Genomic DNA, 21,049 nt, shown 5'->3' with positions numbered 1-21,049 from the left:
TGCGGGAAGCGGTCGGTGGGAGCGGGTTTGTCCGAGCAGTCAGCACAGCCGGAGTACCGGATCGAGGACCTCGCCCATCTCAGCGGGGCCACGGTCCGGACGATCCGCGCCTACCAGGACCGCGGTCTGCTGCCCCGGCCCGAGCGGCGGGGCAGGTCGAACGTGTACGGGGACGCGCACCTCGCGCGGCTCCGGCAGATCGCCGACCTCCTCGACCGGGGATACACCCTGGCCTCGATCAAGGAGCTCCTGGAGGCCTGGGACACCGGCCGGGGGCTCGGCGGGGTGCTCGGTCTGGTCGCGGAGGTCCACGGGCCGTGGACGGACGAGGAGGCGGCCCGGATCTCCCGCGCCGAGCTGGACGCCCGCTTCGGCGGCGTGCCGGACGAGGACGCGATCCGGGAGGCCGTCGAGCTCGGCGTACTGGAGCCGCTGCCGGACCGGGAGACGGAGGAGTACCTCGTACCGAGTCCGCAAGAGCTCGCCGTGGCGGTCGAGTTGTACGCGGCCGGCGTTCCGCTCCCGGCAATCACCGGCCACCTGAGGGAACTTCGCGATCAGGTCGAGCACATCGCCTCCCGCTTCCTGGAGTTCACGACCGAGCACGTCTTCGCGCGCTATCTGGAGCACCGGCCGCCCACGGACGCCGACGCGGCCGAGGCGGCGACCATGGTGCGACGGCTCCGGCCGCTCGCCCAGCAGACGGTCGACGCCGAACTCGCACGCGCCATGCAGCTGTTGGCGACCCAGCACCTCCAGCTCCATCTCTCGCCCGAGGCGCCCCAACCGAAGTCGGACGAGCCGCGCGCGGTGGCCCTACCGGCCGGGACGGTCAGGGCCGTTCAGGATCTGGTCGGATCGGAGGGCGTCGCGGCGTTCGTCACCGCGGCCACGGAACGAGAGCTCCATAAAAGGACATTGGACGCTCTTACCTCAAATCGCCATTCTGTGGACTGAATTACCCAATTCATACGATATAGCAGGGCAGTTGTCCACAGAATCGTCAACTTGCCTGTGGATAAGTCATGTTGGCTGTGGATCAAACATGATCGCCTCCACTCGTGGGGACGATTCAATTCATTGGTCCGGCGAATCAGGCTCCGGCATCCTGACGAGATGACCTCACAACAGAGGGACGAACGACGCACCGTGAAGGTGTCGAAGTACCTCTCCAAGCATCTGCGTCACCAGCCCGAGCGCATCGGTCTCGCCCTCGACGAGAACGGCTGGACGGAGATCGACGCACTCCTCGGGGCCGCCGCCGAGCACGGCTTCCCGATCACCCGCGAGGAGCTCGACCACGTCGTCGCGACCAACGACAAGAAGCGCTTCGCGATCGAGGGCACCCGCATCCGCGCCAGCCAGGGCCACACCGTCGAGGTGGACCTGGACCTGCCCGCCGCCGAACCGCCCGCGTACCTCTACCACGGTACGGTCGCGGACCGACTCCCCGCGATCCGGGCGGAGGGGCTGCGCCCCATGGCCCGCCACCACGTGCACCTCTCCCCCGACCGGGAGACCGCGACCCGGGTCGGCGCCCGCCGCGGCCGGCCCGTCGTCCTGAGCGTGGACGCCGGAGCCATGCACCGGGCCGGACACGTCTTCCGCGTCAGCGCCAACGGGGTCTGGCTGGCCGACGCCGTCCCACCGGAGTTCCTGCGCTTCGCGGGGTGAGGGGGGTGCGCCTTGGCGGGGCCGTAAGCCTTGCCGGGCCGTGAGCCCTGCCGAGGCCGTGAGCCCTGCCGGGGCCGTGAGCTTTGCAGGGCGGTGAGCCCTGCCCCGGCAACCCCGCGCCCGGAATGAGCCATGCGGCATGATCATCGTCATGGCACACCCGCACCTGCCCAGCACCGAGGCCGCCGTCACCGCGATCCGCGAGATCGCCCAGGAGTTCAACCTGGAGATGACCGTGACCGACGACATCGGCGCGGACCAGACGTCCCGGCGCACCTCGTCCGGCGCGTTCGCCGTGCTCGATCCGGACGGGTCCCTCCCGCACGAGGCCTACATCGAACTGGGCGGTTCGCCCTCCGTCACCGTCCAGGTCTTCCCCGAGGACGACGCCAAGATCATCGTGGAGGGGATCGAGTTCGCGGACGTGCCCCGCGATGCCGTCCCCGCCTTCCTCCGCTCCGTCCACGGCGGCCTCGCCCATGTGAAGGGCCGCTTCTTCCCGCCCGGTTGGCGGCTGATCGTGCCGCTGCCCGGCGACGAGACGTACAGGGAGTACGTCCCCGGCACCTCGCTCACCGCCTGGATGAACAAGAACGTCCGCTGACCGGCCCGCGCGCCGGCCCGCGCGCCGGCCCACGCGCCGACCCGCGGCCGGCCGACCGCCGGCGGGGTCCGCGGACGGCGGCGGGGACGCGGACCGCCGTAGGCTCGTGGGCATGAGCCTGCGCCTGAGCACCGTGATCCTTCCCGTCGACCGCTGGCACGAGGGGGGCCGCCAGAAGTGGCGGCACGCCGAGGACCTCGGCTTCCATACCGCCTACACCTACGACCACCTGTCCTGGCGGACCTTCCGCGACGGCCCCTGGTTCGGTGCGCTGCCGACCCTCACCGCCGCGGCGGCGGTCACCGAGCGGCTCCGGCTCGGCACGCTCGTGACCTCGCCGAACTTCCGGCACCCCGTGACGCTCGCCAAGGAACTGATGTCGCTGGACGACGTCTCCGGCGGCCGGGTCACACTCGGCATCGGGGCGGGCGGCAACGGCTTCGACGCCACCGCGCTCGGCCAGGAGCCGTGGACCCCGAAGGAGCGGGCGGACCGGTTCGGCGAGTTCGTGGGCCTGCTCGACCGGCTGCTCACCGAGGACGTGGTGACGGAGCGCGGCACCTTCTACGCGGCGGACGAGGCCCGGAACATCCCCGGCTGCGTCCAGCGCCCGCGGCTGCCGTTCGCGGTGGCGGCGACCGGCCCGCGCGGCCTGCGACTGGCCGCCCGCCACGGGCAGGCCTGGGTGACGACCGGCGACCCGAAGCTGTACGAGGAGGGGACCCCCGAGCAGTCGGTGGCGGCGCTGCGCGGCCAGATCGACAAGCTCGGCAAGGCGTGCGCCGAGGCCGGCCGGGACGTCGCCGACCTGGACAAGATCCTCCTGACCGGCTTCACCCCGGACCGGAACGGTCCGCTGGAGTCCGTGGCCGCCTTCGTCGACTTCGCCGGACGCCACCGTGAGCTCGGCTTCACCGAGATCGTGATCCACTGGCCGATCGCGGACTCCGTCTTCGCCACTGACCAGGCCGTCTTCGAGCAGATCGCCACGGAAGCCCTGGCTCAGCTGGGCTGAATGCTGAGCCGAGTGCTGGGCTGAGTGCTGGGCCCGCATGTTGGGCTGCATCTTGGGCTGAGTGCTGGGCTGAGTGCTGGGCTGAACCCGAGGGGGTGTCCCGCCGATCAGGCCGGACGCCCCCTGGCCGGTGCCCGCCGGCCGTCCGTCCGCGCCGGGGCGCCGGCCCCGCACCCGTCGCGCGTCCCGGTGGACGGGTTCCGCGCGTCCGGCACGGCCCGGCCCGAGCGGGCCGCGAACGTCACGGCGGCCCCGTCCGGCACGGCCCGGCCGGAGCCGGCCGCGAACGTCACCGCGGTCGCCAGACCGGCCAGCACGTCCCCCACCAGCACCGGTTCTCGTACGGGCTGCTCCGAGTCGGCCCGCTCGCAGGCCCCGCAGAGGGCCATGCCGAGGCTCCCGATCCATCTGCCGTACGGCGCACCACAGGACTCGCACTCGTCGGACCGCCGACCCGAGACCATGCCCCACCCCTCCGAAACGCCGCCGGCTCCCCTGCCTCCTGAGGGTCTTCCCCGCACATCCCGGAACCGAACGGGCGTTTACGGCCACATCCGTACCCGCCCGGGCCTTGGCGTGCCCGGGACAGCCGTGCGCCGAGGGGCAACAGGGACAGCCGTACTCCGAGGCACGACCGGTAAGCCGGACGCCGAGGCGCGACCGGGACAGCCGGACGCCGAGGCACGACCGGGACAGCCCGACACCGAGGCGCGACCGGGACAGCCCGACACCGAGGCGCGACCGGGACAGCCCGACACCGAGGCGCGACCGGTAAGCCGTCGGGTCAGCGGCGGCCGGAGCGCTTCGGGAGGTTGCGGTAGCCCGGGTGGACGCCCGGAGTGAGGCCCTGCTGCCCGGCGATCCGCCCGAGGAGCTCCGTCAGCCGGACCCGGTCCTCCGGGTCGAGCGCCGCGAAGAGGTCGTCCTCGTGCGCCGCGGCCACCTCCCGGACCCGTTCCAGGACCCGGCGCCCCTCCTCGGACACGTACAGCTCGTGATGGCGGCGGTCCTCGGCGCTGCGACGCCGTTCCACGAACCCCTTCTGCTCCAGGTTGTCGATGAGCGCGACGACGCGGCTCGGTACGACACCGAGGTCGACGGCGAGGGAGCGCTGACTGCGCCCCGGATCCATGGCGATCATCCGCAGCAGGCCGACGTCCGGCGGTGCGAGGCCCAGTTCGCCGACCCGTTCGCCGAAGCGTCCGGCCGCGTGGGCCCCGAGCTGGGCGAGCAGGAACGCGCCGAAGCGCGGGGGCGCGGCGGCGGCCGCTCCGGGTTCTTCGTCTGGTTGCCGGTCGGTACTCACCCGGTTATGGTACGAGACAAGAATGATTCTCTCCAGTGAACTATTCTCCTCAGAGAACGGACATGACTCATGTCTGCAGAGAGCCCGACCGACACCCGCCATCCGACCGGAACGCCCCGCGAGCGCCGGGAGCCCCGGGAACCCCAGGGAGGACCGCCGCCGGGCGTGCTGGCCGTGGTGTTCACCGCGCTGTTCCTGGCCGCACTCGTCCTCGGCACGCTGCTCGCCGGCGGCGACCCGTTCCCCTCGCCCTTCGGCGACGGCGGCGAGATCGTGGCGTACTTCCGCGCCCACACCGACGCCGTGCGGGTCTCGGGCGCCCTCCAGTTCGCGGCCTCGATCCCGCTGGCCGTCTACGCCGCCACCGTCTCGGCCCGGCTGCACCGCCTCGGCGTCCGCGCCCCCGGCGCGACCATCGCCCTGGCCGGCGGCCTCCTCGCCGCCGGATTCCTCGCCTGCTGCGGCCTGGTGAGCTGGACCCTGTCCCGTCCGGAGGTCCTCGAACTCCCGGCCCTCACCCGGGCCCTCCAGTACCTGGCCTTCGCCACCGGCGGCCCCGGGCACGTCGTGACGCTCGGCCTGCTCGTGGCCGGGATCGCCGTCCCCGGCCTCCTCGCCGGCCTGCTGCCCCGCGCCCTGGCCGTCACCGGCCTCGCCCTCGCGGCCGTCGCCGAACTCGCCACCCTCACCCTGCTCTTCGACGGCGCCGCCCTGCTGCTTCCGCTGGCCCGCTTCACCTGCCTGGGCTGGCTGATCGCCGCCGGATTCCTGCTGCCCCGCCGCCGCACCCGCAAGGAGCACTGACATGACCGGGAAACCGACCGAGACCCTGGCCGCGAGCAGGACCGGGATCGCCACCGAGAACTCCCCCGCGACCCCGTCCGAGACCCCGACCGCGACCCCCACCCCGCATCTGACCGAGAAGCTCGTCCGCTTCCAGCAGCCCGAGAAGGCCCTGCGGTACCTGGGAGAGCTGCCCGAGGCACGGTTGGCCGGGCTCTTCGACCTGGACGCCGACGCCTACCGCGCGCTGCTGCGGGACTTCGACGAGCAGGCTCGTGCCACCGCCGCCGAGCTGACGAAGGACCCCGACTTCGCCGACCGGGCGGACCGGCTGCCCTTCCGGCCCGGGCAGCGGATCGTGGCCCTCGGCGAGAGCACCACCGCCGACCGTCTCTCGTGGTTCTCGATCCTGCGCCACCTCCTCCCCGACGGCGTCGAGCTCGTCAACCTCGCGGTCTCGGGCCTCACCACCTCCCAGGCCCTCGCCCAGCTCCCCCAACTGTCCTTCCTGCGCCCCGACTGGGTGCTGTGCATGCTCGGCGCGAACGACGCCCAGCGACTCGGTCGCGGCCCGGGGGCACCCGGCACCCGGCTGGTCAGCGAGGCGGAGACCATCCGCAACCTCCTCGCCCTGCGGGAACTGGGCGGGGGGAGCGCCCGGACCGGAGACGCCGGAGCCGCCGGAGACCCCGGAGCCGCCGCGAACGTCGGGGATGTCGGGGATGTCGGTGACACCGCCCCGGACCGCTGGATCTGGCTCACTCCGAGCTCCATCGACCAGGAACGGGCCGACGCCTACCCGCACTTCCGCCGCGCCGGGATCGGCTGGGCGAGCGAGGACGTCGACGCCGTCGCCGACTTCCTCCTCGGCCGACCGGAACGCACGGTCGACACCCGGCAGGCCACCGCCGGCCTGCAGCTCGACGACGGGATCCACCTCACGCTCGAAGGCCAGCGGGCGGTCGCCATCGCCCTCGTCGACGCGCTGGCGGAGAGCGCGACGAAGGAGACGAGGGCGGAAAGGGGAGCGGAGAGAGGAACGGACGCAGGAGCAGGAGCAGGAGCAGGCGCAGGAACAGGTACTGGCGCAGGAACAGGCGCAGCGACGGTGGCGGCGACCTCATGAAGCTGCTGCTCTTCGGCGTGACCGGCGGCACCGGCGCGCAACTCCTCGCCCAGGCCCTCGCGGCCGGTCACCAGGTCACCGCCGTCGCCCGCCGCCCCGCCCTGTTGCCGGTCACGGACCCGGGGGCGCGGCTGACCGTCGTGCCCGGCGACGTCCTGGCTCCGGAGGGGTGGCGGCAGGCCGTCCCCGGACACGACGCCGTCCTCTCCTGCCTCGGCAGCACCGACCGCAAGCACCCGACGATCGTCTACTCGGAGGGCACCCGCAACATCGTCGAGGCGATGCGCTCCGCCGGAGTGCGCCGTCTGGTCTGCCTCTCCTCGGCCGGACTGGAGATCACTCCCGACGTCCCGCTGCCGCAGCGCCTCGTCACCCGGTACGTGGTCCAGCGGCTCTACCGGCACGGTTACGCCGACATGGCACGGATGGAGAGCTTCATGGCCTCGGCGTCCGCCGGTGCCACGGACTGGACGGTGGTACGGCCCCCGATGCTCACCGACGGGCCGCTGACCGGCAGCTACCGCACGGCCGAGAACGGTCACCTGGACCGGCCGAAGTCCCTCTCCCGCGCCGATCTCGCGCACTACCTGCTGACCCGCGTCGACGACGACCGCGCCCACCGCGCCGTCGTGGAGGTCGCGTACTGAGCCGTACCGGCCACAGACAGTCCGAAACCAGGCCACTCATATGTGCGGCTCCCCGCACGCACGTGCGCCCGGTGCGGAAGAATGGGGCGGTGACCTCTCCCCGTTCCCCGCGTCCTTCCGCGCCGGCGCCCCGGCTGATCGCCACCGACCTCGACGGCACCCTGCTGCGCGACGACAAGTCCGTCTCCGAGCGCACGGTCGCGGCCCTCGCCGCGGCCGAGCGGGCCGGAATCGAGGTCTTCTTCGTCACCGGCCGGCCGGCACGCTGGATGGACGTCGTCAGCGACCACGTCCACGGGCACGGCCTGGCGATCTGCGCGAACGGCGCCGCCGTCGTGGACCTCCACGGGAAGAACACGTTCGTGGAGGTCCGCCCGCTGGAGCGGTCGGTCGCCCTCGACGTGGTCGCGGCACTGCGCGCCGCCGCGCCTGGCACCTCGTTCGCCGTCGAGCTCACCACCGGCATCCACTACGAGCCGCAGTACCCGCCGTTCTTCCTCGACCCCGGCGCCACCGTCGCCACCGCCGAGAAGCTCCTCTTCGAGGAGGCGCCCGGCGCCGCGGCGCCCGTGCTCAAGCTGCTCGCCCAGCACCCCGAGCTCGACCCCGACGTGTTCCTCGCGGTGGCCAGGGAGGCCGCCGGCGACCTGGCGTCCTTCACTCGCTCCAGCCCCACCGCGCTCATCGAGGTCAGCGCGCTCGGCGTCTCCAAGGCCTCCACGCTCGCGCGGTGCTGCGCCGAGCGCGGCATCACCGCCGACCAGGTCGTCGCCTTCGGCGACATGCCGAACGACATCGAGATGCTGACCTGGGCCGGCCGCTCGTACGCGATGGGCAACGCCCACCCCGACGTGATCACCGCGGCCTCCGGTCGCACGGTCGGCAACAACGAGGACGGGGTCGCCGTCGTCGTCGAACAGCTGGTGGCCGAGGCGCTGACCGCGACCCAGAACGGCCCCGCACACACCGCGTAACGACACGCGCAGAACGACACCGCGTAGAACGGCGCCCCGCGGGGCGGCACCGCACAGAACGAGGCCTCCAGGGCTGACCCTCCGGCGGACCGGCCCGTACGGGGACTACAGCGGCGCCTCCCACACCACCGTCGTACCGCCGCCGTCCTCCCCCAGACCGGGCCCGCACCAGCTGGCGCCGCCCAGGGACTCGGCCCGCCGGGCCAGGTTGCGCAGACCGCTGCGGCGCCCGCCCGCCGGGATGCCGATGCCGTCGTCGGCGACGGAGAGCCGCACCCCCGCGGTGCCGTCGGCAAGGGTGGCGTTGGCGTCGACGACGACCTCGATCCGGTCCGCCTCGGCGTGCCGGAAGGCGTTGGAGAGCGCCTCGCGCAGGGCGGCGACGAGGTTCTTGCCGGTCAGTTCGCCGACCGTCGAGTCGATCGCGCCGAGGAAGCGGTGCGCGGGCTTGAAGCCGAGCGGCACGGCCGCCATGTTGATCTCCCGCAGGACGCGGGTGCGCAGTCCCGACGGTGCTTCGGCGGGGCCCTGCTGCAACGCGAAGATCGCGGTGCGGATCTCCTGGATCGTCACGTCCAGCTCGTCGACGGCCTTGCCCACGCCCTCGCGTACGGCCGGCACGATCGACCTGCGCTGGGCGCTCTCCAGCATCATCCCGGTGGCGAAGAGCCGCTGGATGACCAGGTCGTGCAGGTCACGGGCGATCCGGTCGCGGTCCTCGTACACGGCGAGGCGCTCCCGGTCCCGCTGGGCGTCGGCCATCATCAGGGCGAGCGCGGCCTGCGAGGCGAACTGGGTGGCGAGCGTCCGCTCCGCCTCGGTGAACTGGCGGGCACCCCGGGCACGGGGCGTGGCGAGCGCCCCGAGGACCCGCCCGCCGCTCTGCAGCGGCAGCATCATGCTGGGCCCGTACGCGGAGGTCAGCCGGCTGATCATGCGCGGGTCCGTCGAGGCGTCCGCGATGAAGACCGCCTCGCCCTCCAGGAGTTCCTTGACCACGGCGCTCTCGGGCGGGATCACCACGCCGAGCGACTTGGTGGTCCGGGGCGAGGAGACGGCGACGATCTCCAGGCCGCCCTCCTCGGCGGGCAGGAGCACGATCCCGGCGTCCGCGTCGGCGAGCCGCCGGGCCTGTTCGGCGACGACGGTGAGGGCGTCGTCGGCGTCGCCGCCGGAGAGCAGCGCGGTGGTGACGGCGACCGAGCCGTCGATCCACCGCTCGCGCTGCCGGGCGGCCTCGTAGAGGCGGGCGTTGCCGATGGCGATACCCGCCTCGGTGGCGAGCACCCGGACCATGTGGACGTCGTACTCGGTGAACTCGCCGCCGCCGTGCTTCTCGGCGAGGTACAGATTGCCGAAGATCTCGCCCTGCACCCGGATGGGGACGCCGAGGAAGGTCCGCATCGGCGGATGGCCCGGCGGGAATCCGGCCGCGCGGGGATCGGTGGACAGATCGGCGAGGCGGATGGTCTGCGGGTCGCGGATCAGCGCGCCGAGCAGTCCCGCGTGTCCGTCGGGGCGGCGGCCGATCCGGCGGGCCGTGTCCTCGTCGACGCCGAAGGTGACGAAGTCGGACAGTCCCTCGCCCTCGTCGTCGACGACGCCGATCGCCGCGTAACGGGCGTCGGCGAGCTCGGCGGCGGTCTCGCAGATGCGGTCGAGGGTGGAGTGGAGTTCGAGCCCGGTACCGACCGAGCGCATGGCCTCCAGGAGCTGCGGCACACGGGCGGTGAGCTCCGTGGACAGTCCCTGGAGGCTGCGGGTGGCCTGGGTGGCTGCTTCCAGGGGGTCCGGGGCGTCGGACTCTGCGGCGGTCATGGGCTTGAGCCTAGTAAGTCCTATTTGGCGAGAAAAGTCGGCCGATCCTCTCCGCCGCCCGCCCCCAGGCCGGCAGCGCCCGCTCCCACCGCCAGCAGATCCGTCTGCCGCTCCTGCTCCAGCATCCGTCGCAGCGGGCCGTCCGCCGCGGCCAGCTCCGCGTACGGGCCGCGCTGCACGGTCCGGCCCTCGTCGAGGACGATCACCTCGTCGACGGCTTCGAGGCCGTGCAAGCGGTGGGTGATGAGGACGGTCGTACGGCCTTCGGTGGCCCTGAGCAGATCGTCGGTGAGCGCGTCGGCGGTGGCCAGGTCGAGGTGCTCGGCCGGCTCGTCGAGGACGAGGACGGGGAAGTCGGCCAGGAGGGCCCGCGCGAGCGCGAGGCGCTGGCGCTGGCCGCCGGAGATCCGGGAGCCGTGCTCGCCCACGAGGGTGTCGAGCCCGGCGGGCAGCCCGTCCACCCAGTCGAGGAGCCGGGCGCGGCGCAGCGCCTCGCGGAGCTCGTCGTCGTCCGCCCCGGTGCGGGCGAGCCGCAGGTTCTCGCGGACGGAGCTGTCGAAGAGGTGGGCGTCCTGGGCGCAGAGGCCGACCAGGCGCCGGACCGCGTCGCCGTCGAGTTCCCCCGCCGTCACCCCGCCCAGCCGGTACGTGCCGTGCTCCGGGTCGAGGAACCGCAGCAGCACCTGGGCGAGCGTGGTCTTGCCGGAGCCGGAGGCGCCGACGACGGCGATCCGGCGCCCGGCGTCCAGGGTGAGCCGGAAGTCGGCGAGTGCCGCCCGGTCCTGTCCGGCGTACCGGGCCGAGAGCCCGTCGAGTTCCAGCGGGAACGGGCTCGCCGGGGGAGTCGCGGGCCGCGCCGGTTCGTGTACGGGGACGGGGGTGTCGAGCACCTCGAAGATCCGCTCGGCACTGTGCTTGACGCGCTGGCGGTACTGCACGGCGAGCGGCAGTCCGGTGACGGCCTCGAAGGCGGCGAGCGGCGTCAGGACGACCACGGCGAGGGCCACCCCGTCGAGCCGCCCGTCCCGCACGCCCTGGACTCCGACGAGCGCGGCGGCCACGACCGTGAGCCCGCAGACGACGGCCGAGAGCCCGGCGCCGAGCGCGGTGGCCGCGGCCTGCCGGGAGGCGATACCGGTGAGGGTGCGGTCGGCGTCGCGGGTGCGGTCGATCCGGCCCCTCAGCGCACCGGCCACCGTCAGCTCGGCGCAGCCGCGCAGCAGGTCGGCCACGGCGGTCGCCAGGGTGCCGCGGGCGGGGGAGAGCCGGCGTTCGGCCCGGCGGGCGAGGGCTCCGCCGGCCGCCGGCACGGCGACGCCCGCGACGAGCAGGCCCACGGCGAGGACGGCGCCGGCCTCGGGCAGCAGCCAGGCGGTGAATCCGGCGGAGGCGACGCCCACGACGAGCGCCGCGCCGACCGGGAGCAGCCAGCGCAGCCAGTAGTCCTGGAGCGCGTCGACGTCGTGGACGAGCCGGGCGAGCAGGTCTCCGCGCCGGGTGCGGCGCAGCCCGGCCGGGGCGATCCGCTCCAGGCCCCGGTAGACGGAGACCCGCAGCTCGGCGAGCATCCGGAGCACGGCGTCGTGCGAGACGAGCCGCTCGGCGTACCGGAACACGGCCCGGCCGATGCCGAACGCGCGCGTGGCGGTGACGGCGACCATCAGATAGAGCACGGGGGGCTGTTCGGATGCGCGGGAGATGAGCCAGCCGGAGACGGCCATGAGGCCGACCGCGGATCCGAGGGCGAGGCTGCCGAGCAGCAGGGCGAGCGCCATGCGCCCCTTGAGCTCCCCCGCCATGCCCCGGACCCGCGCGAGCACCGGCTGACGGGCGGACGGCGTCGCGTCCACCGCCCCGGCCGCGGGCGCCGCATCCACCGCACCGGCCGCGGGCATCGCGTCCGCCGCCGGAAGGGCGGGGCGCGCCTGGACGGCGATCCCGCCGTCCGTCGTGCCGGCACCCGTGCCACCGGTGGCGTCGGCCCCGGCGCCCACCGTCACCACCCGGTCCGCGACCGCGAGCAGCGCCGGCCGGTGCACGACCAGCAGCACCGTCCGCCCTGCCGCCAGCCGCCGGACCGCGTCGACGACACCCGCCTCCGTGTCACCGTCCAGCGCCGCCGTCGGCTCGTCGAGCAGTAGGAGCGGCCGGTCCGCCAGGAACGCCCGGGCGAGTGCGAGCCGTTGCCGCTGGCCGGCCGAGAGTCCCGTGCCGTCCTCGCCGAGGACCGTGTCGAGCCCCTGGGGCAGCCCCGTGACGAACCCGTCGGCCCCGGCGTCCCGCAGTGCCTCCCGTACCGCCTCGTCGGAGGCGTCCGGGCGGGCCAGCCGCACGTTCTCGGCGACCGTCCCCGCGAAGAGGTACGGGCGCTGCGGCACCCACGCGATCCGCGACCGCCAGGCCTCCAGGTCGAGCGCCGCGAGGTCCTCGCCGCCGACCCGTACCGAACCGCCCTCCTCGGGCACCGCGAAGCCCAGCACCACGTCGAGGAGCGTGGACTTCCCGACGCCGCTGGGTCCGACCAGGGCGACCGTCTCACCGGGCTCGACCGTCAGCGTCGCCGCGTCGAGCGAGGGTTCGGCGCGCCCTTCGTGGCGTACCGTCACCCGGTCGAGCGCGAGCCGCAGGACGTCCGGCACCGGCGCCGTGCCGCCGTCACGTACCGGCTGCTCCAGGACGTCGAAGATCTCCTCCGCCGCCGCGAGCCCCTCGGCCGCCGCGTGGAACTGGGCGCCCACCTGCCGCAGCGGGAGGTACGCCTCGGGGGCCAGGATGAGGATGACGAGACCGGTGTAGAGGTCGAGTTCGCCGTGGACCAGTCGCATGCCGATGGTCACGGCGACGAGGGCGACCGACAGCGTGGCGAGGAGTTCCAGGGCGAAGGAGGAGAGGAAGGCGATCCGCAGCGTGCGCATCGTCGCCTGGCGGTACTCCGAGGTGATCGCACGGATCGACTCGGCCTGGGCCTTGGCCCGGCCGAAGATCTTGAGCGTGGGGAGACCGGCCACCACGTCCAGGAAGTGCCCGGAGAGCCGGGAGAGCAGCTTCCACTGCCGGTCCATCCGGGCCTGGGTGTACCAGCCGATGAGGATCATGAAGATCGGGATGAGCGGCAGGGTGACGACGATGATCGCCGCCGAGACCCAGTCCTCGGTGACGATCCGGGCCAGCACCGCCACCGGCACCACCACCGCGAGCCCCAGCTGCGGCAGATAGCGGGCGAAGTAGTCGTCGAGCGCGTCCACTCCCCGCGTCGCGAGCGCGATCAGCGAACCGGTCTTCTGGCCGCTCAGCCACCCGGGACCGAGCGCGGCCGCCCGGCCGAGCAGCCGGCCGCGGAGTTCGGACTTGACCGCCGCGCTCGCCCGGTGGGCGGCGAGCTCGGTCAGCCAGGAGACCAGCCCCCGTGCCACCGCGACGCCCGCGAGCAGCAGCAGGGGGGTGGTCAGGGCGGAAACCGACTGGCCCTTCTGGAAGGACCCCACCACGATCTCGGCGATGAGCATCGCCTGGGCGACGACCAGCGCCGCCCCGACGAGGCCGAGGACGACCACCGCGATCAGGAAGAGACGGGTGGCCCGGGCGTACCGGAGCAGGCGCGGATCGATCGGTTTCACGTGAAACATGCCCCTCTAGTGAGCGTCGGCGATGTGCTGCGTACCGATGCGCTTACGGAACACCCAGTAGGTCCAGCTCTGGTAGAGCAGCACCAGCGGGGTCGCGATCGCCGCGCACCAGGTCATGATCTTGAGCGTGTACGGGCTCGACGACGCGTTCGTCACGGTAAGGCTCCACTCGGGGTCGAGCGAAGACGGCATGACGTTCGGGAAGAGCGCGAGGAAGAGCATCGCCACGGCGGCGGCGATCGTCACACCCGAGAGCGCGAAGGACCAGCCCTCACGGCCCGCCTTGATCGCACCGATCGCGCCGACGAGGGACACCACGGCGACCAGCATCGCCGCCAGGCTCCAGCCGTCTCCCGTGTCGACCTGGGTCCAGATCAGGAAGACCAGTGCGAGCACCGCCGTCACCAGGCCCAGCTTGAACGCGAGCGCCCGCGCTCGGCCCCGGATGTCTCCCACCGTCTTCAGCGAGGCGAAGACCGCGCCGTGGAAGGTGAAGAGGGTGAGGGTTACCAGACCGCCGAGGAGCGCGTACGGGTTGAGCAGGTCCCAGAAGGTGCCGACGTACTCCATCTCCGCGTCGATCTTCACGCCCCGGACGATGTTGCCGAAGGCCACGCCCCAGAGGATCGCCGGGATCAGCGAGGTCCAGAAGATCGCCTGCTCCCAGTTGCGCTGCCAGTTCTCCTCCGGCCGCTTCGCCCGGTACTCGAAGGCGACGCCTCGGATGATCAGGCAGACCAGGATGATCAGCAGCGGCAGGTAGAAGCCGGAGAACAGCGTCGCGTACCACTCGGGGAACGCGGCGAAGGTCGCGCCGCCGGCGGTCAGCAGCCACACCTCGTTCCCGTCCCAGACGGGCCCGATCGTGTTGATGAGGACCCGCTTCTCGACCCGGTCGCGGGCGAGCAGCTTGGTCAGGACGCCGACCCCGAAGTCGAAGCCTTCGAGGAAGAAGTAGCCGATCCAGAGGACGGCGATGAGTACGAACCAGACGTCGTGGAGTTCCATGCCTCGTTCTCCTGAGCCTCAGTACGAGAAGGCCATGGGGCGGTCGGGGTCACGAGAGTCCCCGCCGATCTTGGTGGGCGGGTTGAGGTCGTCGTCGGTGAGCTCCGGCGGGCCCGCCTTGATGTACTTCACGAGGAGCTTGACCTCGATGACGGCGAGGATCGCGTAGAGGGCCGTGAAGACGATCATCGAGGTGAGCACCTCGCCCTGGGAGACCCCGGGGGAGACCGCGTCCCGGGTGCGCAGCACGCCGTAGACGACCCAGGGCTGGCGGCCCATCTCGGTGAAGATCCAGCCCCAGGAGTTGGCGATCAGGGGGAACGCCATGGTCCAGAGGGCGATGATCCAGTACCACTTGCCCAGGCGGGGGCTGAGCGCCTTCCGCTTGAACAGGACCAGGTTCGGCACCTCGTCCTCACCGGTCCTCAGGCCGGGCGCCAGCATGAACTTCTTCCGGGTCAGCCAGAGGCCGAGCATGCCGATGCCCAGCGAGGCCATGCCGAAGCCGATCATCCAGCGGAAGCCCCAGTACGCGACGGGGATGTTGGGCCGGTAGTCGCCGGGCCCGAACTTCTCCTGCTCGGACTTGTTGACGTCGTTGATGCCGGGGACGTACGAGGAGAAGTCGTCGTTCGCGAGGAACGAGAGCAGACCGGGGATCTCTATGGCGACCTTGTTGTGGCCCTGCTCGACGTCGCCGTAGGCGAAGATCGAGAAGGGTGCGGGCGCCTCGCCGTCCCAGAGCGCCTCGGCGGCGGCCATCTTCATGGGCTGCTGCTTGAACATGACCTTGCCGAGCAGGTCGCCGCTGATGGCGGTGCCGAGGCCGGCGATGATCAGGGTGATCAGGCCGAGCCGCAGCGAGGTCCGCATCACCGGGATGTGCTTCTTCCGCGCCAGGTGGAAGGCGGAGATGCCGACCATGAACGCGCCGCCGACCAGGAAGGCCGCCGTGATCGTGTGGAAGAACTGGGTGAGGGCGGTGTTCTGGGTGAGCACCAGCCAGAAGTCGGTGAGCTCCGCGCGCCCGCGCTCCGCGTTGATGCGGTAGCCCACGGGGTGCTGCATCCAGGAGTTGGCCGCCAGGATGAAGTACGCGGACAGGACGGTGCCGATCGACACCATCCAGATGCAGGCGAGGTGGACCCTCTTCGGGAGCTTGTCCCAGCCGAAGATCCACAGACCGATGAAGGTCGATTCGAAGAAGAAGGCGATGAGCGCCTCGAAGGCGAGCGGGGCGCCGAAGATGTCGCCGACGAAGCGCGAGTAGTCGGACCAGTTCATGCCGAACTGGAACTCCTGCACGATGCCGGTGACGACTCCCATGGCGATGTTGATCAGGAAGAGCTTGCCCCAGAACTTCGTCGCCCTGAGGTACTTCTCCTTCTCGGTCCGCACCCAGGCGGTCTGGAGACCGGCGGTGAGGGCGGCGAGGGAGATCGTCAGGGGGACGAAGAGGAAGTGGTAGACGGTGGTGATGCCGAACTGCCAGCGCGCCAGAGTCTCTGGCGCAAGAGCGAGGTCCACGTCGTTTTCTCCTTACATCGCCGTGGTCACATCGGCAGTTTGCCCCGGTGATCCCACTGAATAGGGGACGAACCAGGACACGCTTGTGAACGCGTTCACATTCACAAGCATTATTGCTCATACGAAATCCATACCTTCAGTCGGGGTCCCCCCACCGAAGGTCACCTCTTCCCAGGACCTTCAACATATTGTTGAATCCGGGTCATGACCCTTCGGATACGCATCGTCTGGCCGGCCGGACACACCACGGCCACCCTGGAGGACACCCCCACGAGCACGACGCTCGCGGGAGCCCTCCCGATCTCCTCCACCGCACGGACCTGGGGTGAGGAGGTCTACTTCGACACCCCGGTCTCCGTCCCCGTCGAGGACGGCGCACGCCAGGTCGTCGACCCCGGCACGGTGGCCTTCTGGACGGACGGCGACGCCCTCGCCCTCCCCTACGGCCCGACCCCGATCTCCCGGGGTGGGGAATGCCGCCTCGCGAGCCCCTGCAACCTGCTGGGCTCGCTCGACGGCGACCCGCGGATCCTGGCCACCGTCAGGGACGGCGACCCGATCCGCGTGGAGCTCGTCGGCGGCTGATCAGCCCTCCTTGCGGAAGCCCTCCGCCACCTTCAGGAACAGGTCGTTCGCCTCGGTCTCACCGATCGTGACGCGCACGCCCTCGCCCGCGAACGGCCGCACCACCACACCGTGCCGCTCGCACTCCGCCGCGAAGTCCACCGTGCGCTCACCGAGCCGCAGCCAGACGAAGTTCGCCTGGGTGTCCGGCACGGTCCAGCCCTGGGCCACGAGCCCGGCGTGGACCCGCTCGCGCTCGGCCACCAACGAGCCGACCCGCCCCAGCAGTTCGTCCTCGGCCCGCAGCGAGGCCACCGCCGCGTCCTGCGCCAGCTGGCTCACCCCGAACGGCACCGCCGTCTTGCGCAGCGCCGCCGCCACCGGCTCGTGGGCGACCGCGAAGCCGACCCGCAGCCCCGCCAGGCCGTACGCCTTCGAGAAGGTGCGCAGCACGGCGACGTTGGGCCGGTCGCGGTACAGCTCGATGCCGTCCGGGATGTCGGCGTCGCGGACGAACTCGCGGTACGCCTCGTCGATCACGACCAGGACGTCGGACGGCACCCGGTCGAGGAAGCGCTCCAGCTCCGCGCGGCGGACCGCGGTGCCGGTGGGGTTGTTCGGGTTGCAGACGAAGATCAGCCGGGTCCGGTCGGTGATCGCCTCCGCCATCGCGTCGAGGTCGTGCACCTCGCCCTCGGTCAGCGGCACCTGCACCGAGGTGGCGCCGCTGATCTGCGTGATGATCGGGTACGCCTCGAAGGAGCGCCAGGCGTAGATGACCTCGTCGCCCGGGCCCGAGGTGGCCTGGAGGAGGGACTGCGCGACGCCGACCGAGCCGGTGCCGGTGGCCAGGTGGGAGACGGGCACGCCGAAGCGGTCGGCCAGCTCCTCCATCAGGCCGGTGCAGGCCATGTCCGGGTAGCGGTTGAAGTTCGCGGCGGCCGCGAGCGTGGTCTCCATGACCCCCGGCAGCGGCGGGTAGGGGTTCTCGTTGGAGGACAGCTTGAAGGCCACCGGACCGCCCGCGGCGGCCGGCTTGCCCGGCTTGTAGGTGGGGACGCCGTCCAGCTCGGCCCGCAGCCTCGGGCTGCCCTTGCTCGTCCCGCTGGTCTCGCTCACTGTGTGGCCTCCTCGACCGTCCGTACCGCCAATACTCCTCACCTTAAGAGGATTCGCGCCCGCTGCGAATGGCCTGTGGACAACAGGAGGGACACGCTGTGGAAACGCGCCGACCGACGGGGGGCGTGCAGAAGGGTGGCGCGCGCCGGTGGCGGGCGCCGTGGCGCGCATCCCCCGTAGAGGTGAGTTGAGACCTCTTCGAGACCTCACCCCCTCACCAGGCGTACACCGTTCGACAACCACAGGTCTCATGGTGAAGTCCTGAACTGCCTTTGATTACATGTCTCTTGATGTTTTTCGATCATGCAGAAACGTGCCTGTCAACGCGTGCATATGCGACCGTCGCCACCGACCCTCATCGCCCTACTATCGGCTCGCCATGACAGCAGCAGGGAAGCACCAGGTGAGCCGGGCACAGACCCGGGGAAGCCGGCAGGGCCGCGCGGGCATCCGGGACGTCGCCGCCGCCGCCGGGGTCTCCATCACGACTGTCTCCGACGCGCTCAACGGCAAGGGCCGACTCCCGGACGCCACCCGCCGCCACGTGCGCGAGGTCGCCGACCGGCTGGGCTACCGCCCATCCGCGGCGGCCCGCACACTCCGTACGGGCAAATCGGGACTCATCGGCCTGACCGTGACGACGTACGGGGATGAACCTTTCACCTTCACCGAATTCGCGTACTTCGCGGAGATGGCCAGAGCCGCCACATCGGCAGCACTCGCCCGGGGCTACGCCCTGGTCATCCTCCCCGCCACCTCCCGCCATGACGTCTGGTCGAACGTCGCCCTCGACGGCACCGTCGTCATCGACCCCTCCGACCACGACCCGGTCGTCACCGAACTGGTCCGCCAGGGCCTGCCCGTCGTCTCCGACGGACGCCCCGCCGGCACCCTTCCGGTCACCGCCTGGGTCGACAACGACCACGAAGCCGCCGTCCTCGACCTGCTCGACCACCTCGCCGACGCCGGCGCCCGCCGCATCGGCCTCCTCACCGGAACCACCACCGACACGTACACCCGCCTGTCCACCACCGCGTACCTGAACTGGTGCGAGCGGGTGGGCCAGGACCCCGTCTACGAGGCCTATCCGGCGCACGATCCGTGCGCGGGCGCCGTCGCGGCCGACCGGCTGCTCGCCCGCCCGGACCGGCCCGACGCCGTCTACGGCCTCTTCGACCCCAACGGGACCGACCTCCTGGCCGCCGCGCGCCGCTACGGACTGCGCGTCCCGGACGACCTGCTGCTGGTCTGCTGCAGCGAGTCGACCGTCTACGCCACCACCGAACCGCCCATCACGACGCTCTCGCTCAAGCCGCGCCGCATCGGCACGGCCGTGGTCCAGCTCCTCATCGACGCCATCGAGGGGATCGACACCGACGGCCCGGTCGAGCAGGTGATACCGACCGAACTCATCATCCGCACCTCCTCGCAGCGCCGTTCGCCGCGCACGACGGTCAGCCCGCCGCGCTCACCCGCGAAGGACTGACCCGCCGAGGACCGACCCGCCCGGCACGCCGACGCGGCCGCCGTCCCCGCCCCTGCCCGTGGGCAGGGGCGGCGAAACCGGACACCACACCGGCCTCAACCCTGGACTAGACCTTCCCAATTCGGGCGAAACAACCGATGAACCCGGAGTGGACCCGGATTCATCACCCCTGGTGCGTCACACAGGAGGACGCTCATTCCTATGATGGGCGCACGACATCGTGGACCACCCCGACCAGGCCGGGACGCGATGTGCAGGGCATCGCGACGGTGGTGGAGGGGTCGATGACTCAGGGGGCCGGGCAGGATCCCGTGGTGCGCACGGCGACATTGCGTGACTTCCGCGTACCGCCGTACGCCCGGGTGCCCGTACAGGGGCACGCCGCCGAACCGCCGTCCGCGGAACCGATGCCGGTGCCCGCACCGGCCGAGGTCTCGGCCGGCGAGCAGCCCGCTCCCGTCGAGCGCCGGCTGCCCGAACCATCCGGGCCCGTGCCGCCCGTGGCACCCGCGCCGGTCGAGGTCGTGCCGATCCTGGCCGTGCCGCTCACCCCCGCGGCTCCGGCGCCGGCCCCCACCGCGCCCATGCCCGCCGCCCCGACGCTCCAGCTGGGCCGCCGCCTCGCCCCGGCGTACCCCGAAGCGACCGGCTCCTCCATCGTCTCCGTCGCCACCGGCCACCCCGGCAACGCCTTCCCCGAGGACGAACTGCCCGAGGGGTACACGCCGACCGAGCGCGACCTCCCGGTCATCCACCGCGGCGACACCCTCCAGGTGCCGGTCACGCCCGAGGCGGCGACCGAACCCGCCCCCGCCAACGGCGAGGGCCCGGGCCCCCTCTTCGTCGTGGGCGACGTCCACGGCTACCTCGACGAGCTCGTCGCCGCCCTGCGCGCGCAGGGCCTCATCGACGAGAACGGCAGCTGGTCCGCGGGCAACGCCCGCCTCTGGTTCCTCGGCGACTTCACCGACCGCGGACCCGACGGCATCGGTGTCATCGACCTCGTCATGCGGCTCTCCGCGGAGGCCGCCGCCGCCGGCGGCTACTGCAAGGCCCTCATGGGCAACCACGAGCTGCTCCTCATCGGGGCCAAGCGCTTCGGCGACACCCCCGTCAGCTCCGGCGCGGGCACGGCCACCTTCCAGGCCGCCTGGCTGCTCAACGGCGGCCAGAAGCACGACATGGACCGCCTCCAGGACGTCCACCTCCAGTGGATGTCCCGCCTCGACGCCGTGGTGCGGGAGGACGACCACCTCCTCGTGCACTCCGACACCACCGCGTACCTCGAATACGGCGAGACCATCGAGGACGTCAACGACACGGTCCACGAGATCCTCAACCGGAACGACGCCGACGAGGTCTGGGACGTCTTCCGGAAGTTCACCAAGCGCTTCGCCTTCCGCGACGAAGGCGGCGCCCAGGCCGTGCAGGAGCTGCTCGGCACCTACGGCGGCCGCCGGATCGTGCACGGCCACAGCCCGATCCCGTACCTCCTCGGCCAGGTCGGCACGGAGGAGGGCGAGGGAAGCGGAGGCCCGATCGTCGACGGACCGCACGTGTACGCCGACGGCCTCGCGATCGCCATGGACGGCGGAGTGACCATGGCCGGAAAGCTACTGGTCGTCCAACTCCCCCTGAACGGCTGACGCATAACCCTACGCATCCGGGGAAGTCGAATTCCGGAAACACCCTGTCAGGCTGTGGCGTCGCCGCAATACCATCGGGTCCATCCGTAGCAGGCTCTCCTCCGTTTCCGCCCAGCCGAGCGTTTC

The 21,049-nt window shown here is 71.9% G+C and carries 18 protein-coding genes; 11 read left to right on the top strand and 7 right to left on the bottom strand.

Annotation, left to right across the window (positions count from 1 at the left end; all coding sequences use genetic code 11):
• Positions 1–27: 27 nt before the first annotated feature.
• From MRBLMG1_RS08520 to MRBLMG1_RS08505, 4 genes are all read left to right on the top strand, one after another.
• Positions 28–957 carry a MerR family transcriptional regulator gene (locus MRBLMG1_RS08520; RefSeq protein ID WP_367822323.1) on the top strand — a complete coding sequence of 310 codons (930 nt, stop codon included), beginning with the start codon at positions 28–30 and terminating at the stop codon, positions 955–957.
• Between the two features lie 159 nt (positions 958–1,116).
• A complete protein-coding gene (locus MRBLMG1_RS08515; RefSeq protein ID WP_367822321.1) occupies positions 1,117–1,674 on the top strand; it encodes an RNA 2'-phosphotransferase in 558 nt (185 codons plus the stop codon).
• A 151-nt stretch (positions 1,675–1,825) separates the two neighbouring features.
• Entirely contained in the window at positions 1,826–2,278 is a 453-nt protein-coding gene (locus MRBLMG1_RS08510) for a hypothetical protein (RefSeq protein WP_367822319.1), read from the top strand.
• Positions 2,279–2,390: 112 nt separating this feature from the next.
• Positions 2,391–3,293, top strand: coding sequence for an LLM class flavin-dependent oxidoreductase (locus MRBLMG1_RS08505; protein ID WP_367822317.1), 903 nt, complete (start codon positions 2,391–2,393; stop codon positions 3,291–3,293).
• A 107-nt stretch (positions 3,294–3,400) separates the two neighbouring features.
• Here MRBLMG1_RS08505 and MRBLMG1_RS08500 read toward each other — a convergent pair whose 3' ends face one another.
• Positions 3,401–3,682 carry a hypothetical protein gene (locus MRBLMG1_RS08500; protein ID WP_367822315.1) on the bottom strand — a complete coding sequence of 94 codons (282 nt, stop codon included), beginning with the start codon at positions 3,680–3,682 and terminating at the stop codon, positions 3,401–3,403.
• A gap of 395 nt (positions 3,683–4,077) precedes the next feature.
• Positions 4,078–4,599 (bottom strand): MarR family winged helix-turn-helix transcriptional regulator, encoded by a 522-nt coding sequence (locus MRBLMG1_RS08495; RefSeq protein WP_367822313.1) that lies wholly within the window; start codon positions 4,597–4,599, stop codon positions 4,078–4,080.
• Positions 4,600–4,668: 69 nt separating this feature from the next.
• On the opposite strand from MRBLMG1_RS08495, the gene MRBLMG1_RS08490 reads away from it, so the two are divergent.
• The 4 genes from MRBLMG1_RS08490 (at position 4,669) to MRBLMG1_RS08475 (ending at position 8,129) form a co-directional block, all read left to right on the top strand.
• Complete coding sequence (locus MRBLMG1_RS08490; RefSeq protein ID WP_367822311.1) at positions 4,669–5,403, top strand: hypothetical protein; 735 nt, start codon at positions 4,669–4,671, stop codon at positions 5,401–5,403.
• A 1-nt stretch (position 5,404) separates the two neighbouring features.
• Complete coding sequence (locus tag MRBLMG1_RS08485; protein WP_367822310.1) at positions 5,405–6,508, top strand: SGNH/GDSL hydrolase family protein; 1,104 nt, start codon at positions 5,405–5,407, stop codon at positions 6,506–6,508.
• Positions 6,505–7,155: an NAD(P)-dependent oxidoreductase gene (locus MRBLMG1_RS08480; protein ID WP_367822308.1), complete on the top strand. Its 651-nt coding sequence runs from the start codon at positions 6,505–6,507 to the stop codon at positions 7,153–7,155. Before MRBLMG1_RS08485 ends, MRBLMG1_RS08480 begins: the two co-directional genes overlap by 4 nt.
• A gap of 89 nt (positions 7,156–7,244) precedes the next feature.
• Positions 7,245–8,129 carry a Cof-type HAD-IIB family hydrolase gene (locus tag MRBLMG1_RS08475; protein ID WP_367822307.1) on the top strand — a complete coding sequence of 295 codons (885 nt, stop codon included), beginning with the start codon at positions 7,245–7,247 and terminating at the stop codon, positions 8,127–8,129.
• A gap of 105 nt (positions 8,130–8,234) precedes the next feature.
• Here the strand turns inward: MRBLMG1_RS08475 and MRBLMG1_RS08470 are convergent, their stop codons facing one another.
• From MRBLMG1_RS08470 to MRBLMG1_RS08455, 4 genes are read right to left on the bottom strand one after another with little or no spacing between them, the layout of a single operon-like run.
• Positions 8,235–9,947 (bottom strand): GAF domain-containing sensor histidine kinase, encoded by a 1,713-nt coding sequence (locus tag MRBLMG1_RS08470; protein WP_367822306.1) that lies wholly within the window; start codon positions 9,945–9,947, stop codon positions 8,235–8,237.
• A 20-nt stretch (positions 9,948–9,967) separates the two neighbouring features.
• Positions 9,968–13,564 (bottom strand): thiol reductant ABC exporter subunit CydD, encoded by a 3,597-nt coding sequence (cydD, locus tag MRBLMG1_RS08465; protein ID WP_367822305.1) that lies wholly within the window; start codon positions 13,562–13,564, stop codon positions 9,968–9,970.
• A gap of 15 nt (positions 13,565–13,579) precedes the next feature.
• On the bottom strand, positions 13,580–14,581 hold the full coding sequence (gene cydB, locus MRBLMG1_RS08460; protein ID WP_367822303.1) for a cytochrome d ubiquinol oxidase subunit II: 1,002 nt from the start codon (positions 14,579–14,581) through the stop codon (positions 13,580–13,582).
• Between the two features lie 18 nt (positions 14,582–14,599).
• Positions 14,600–16,108, bottom strand: coding sequence for a cytochrome ubiquinol oxidase subunit I (locus MRBLMG1_RS08455; protein ID WP_367822300.1), 1,509 nt, complete (start codon positions 16,106–16,108; stop codon positions 14,600–14,602).
• Between the two features lie 204 nt (positions 16,109–16,312).
• Here MRBLMG1_RS08455 and MRBLMG1_RS08450 point away from each other — a divergent pair, with 204 nt between their 5' ends.
• Entirely contained in the window at positions 16,313–16,693 is a 381-nt protein-coding gene (locus tag MRBLMG1_RS08450; RefSeq protein WP_367822298.1) for a cyclophilin-like fold protein, read from the top strand.
• Here the strand turns inward: MRBLMG1_RS08450 and hisC are convergent, their stop codons facing one another.
• Positions 16,694–17,791 carry a histidinol-phosphate transaminase gene (gene hisC, locus MRBLMG1_RS08445; RefSeq protein WP_367822296.1) on the bottom strand — a complete coding sequence of 366 codons (1,098 nt, stop codon included), beginning with the start codon at positions 17,789–17,791 and terminating at the stop codon, positions 16,694–16,696. It abuts the gene before it with no gap.
• A 379-nt stretch (positions 17,792–18,170) separates the two neighbouring features.
• On the opposite strand from hisC, the gene MRBLMG1_RS08440 reads away from it, so the two are divergent.
• Positions 18,171–19,277, top strand: a complete 1,107-nt coding sequence (locus MRBLMG1_RS08440; protein WP_033201421.1) for a LacI family DNA-binding transcriptional regulator — start codon at positions 18,171–18,173, stop codon at positions 19,275–19,277.
• Positions 19,278–19,561: 284 nt separating this feature from the next.
• Positions 19,562–20,923 carry a metallophosphoesterase gene (locus MRBLMG1_RS08435; RefSeq protein ID WP_414721513.1) on the top strand — a complete coding sequence of 454 codons (1,362 nt, stop codon included), beginning with the start codon at positions 19,562–19,564 and terminating at the stop codon, positions 20,921–20,923.
• The last annotated feature ends 126 nt before the right edge of the window (positions 20,924–21,049 follow it).

This window comes from Streptomyces sp. LMG1-1-1.1, from assembly GCF_040815545.1.
Classification (GTDB): Bacteria; Actinomycetota; Actinomycetes; order Streptomycetales; family Streptomycetaceae; genus Streptomyces.
Note: the sequence above shows the minus strand (reverse complement) of the source record. Positions and strands in the feature narration are given on the sequence as shown.

Coding starts and splice junctions, on each gene's coding strand:
- MRBLMG1_RS08505 (WP_367822317.1), top strand. CDS start 2,391: ATGAGCCTGCGCCTGAGCACCGTGATCCTTCCCGTCGACCGCTGGCAC.
- MRBLMG1_RS08450 (WP_367822298.1), top strand. CDS start 16,313: ATGACCCTTCGGATACGCATCGTCTGGCCGGCCGGACACACCACGGCC.
- MRBLMG1_RS08485 (WP_367822310.1), top strand. CDS start 5,405: ATGACCGGGAAACCGACCGAGACCCTGGCCGCGAGCAGGACCGGGATC.
- MRBLMG1_RS08440 (WP_033201421.1), top strand. CDS start 18,171: ATGACAGCAGCAGGGAAGCACCAGGTGAGCCGGGCACAGACCCGGGGA.
- MRBLMG1_RS08470 (WP_367822306.1), bottom strand. CDS start 9,947: ATGACCGCCGCAGAGTCCGACGCCCCGGACCCCCTGGAAGCAGCCACC.
- MRBLMG1_RS08435 (WP_414721513.1), top strand. CDS start 19,562: ATGACTCAGGGGGCCGGGCAGGATCCCGTGGTGCGCACGGCGACATTG.
- MRBLMG1_RS08515 (WP_367822321.1), top strand. CDS start 1,117: ATGACCTCACAACAGAGGGACGAACGACGCACCGTGAAGGTGTCGAAG.
- MRBLMG1_RS08500 (WP_367822315.1), bottom strand. CDS start 3,682: ATGGCCCTCTGCGGGGCCTGCGAGCGGGCCGACTCGGAGCAGCCCGTA.
- cydB (WP_367822303.1), bottom strand. CDS start 14,581: ATGGAACTCCACGACGTCTGGTTCGTACTCATCGCCGTCCTCTGGATC.
- MRBLMG1_RS08490 (WP_367822311.1), top strand. CDS start 4,669: ATGTCTGCAGAGAGCCCGACCGACACCCGCCATCCGACCGGAACGCCC.
- MRBLMG1_RS08510 (WP_367822319.1), top strand. CDS start 1,826: ATGGCACACCCGCACCTGCCCAGCACCGAGGCCGCCGTCACCGCGATC.
- MRBLMG1_RS08480 (WP_367822308.1), top strand. CDS start 6,505: ATGAAGCTGCTGCTCTTCGGCGTGACCGGCGGCACCGGCGCGCAACTC.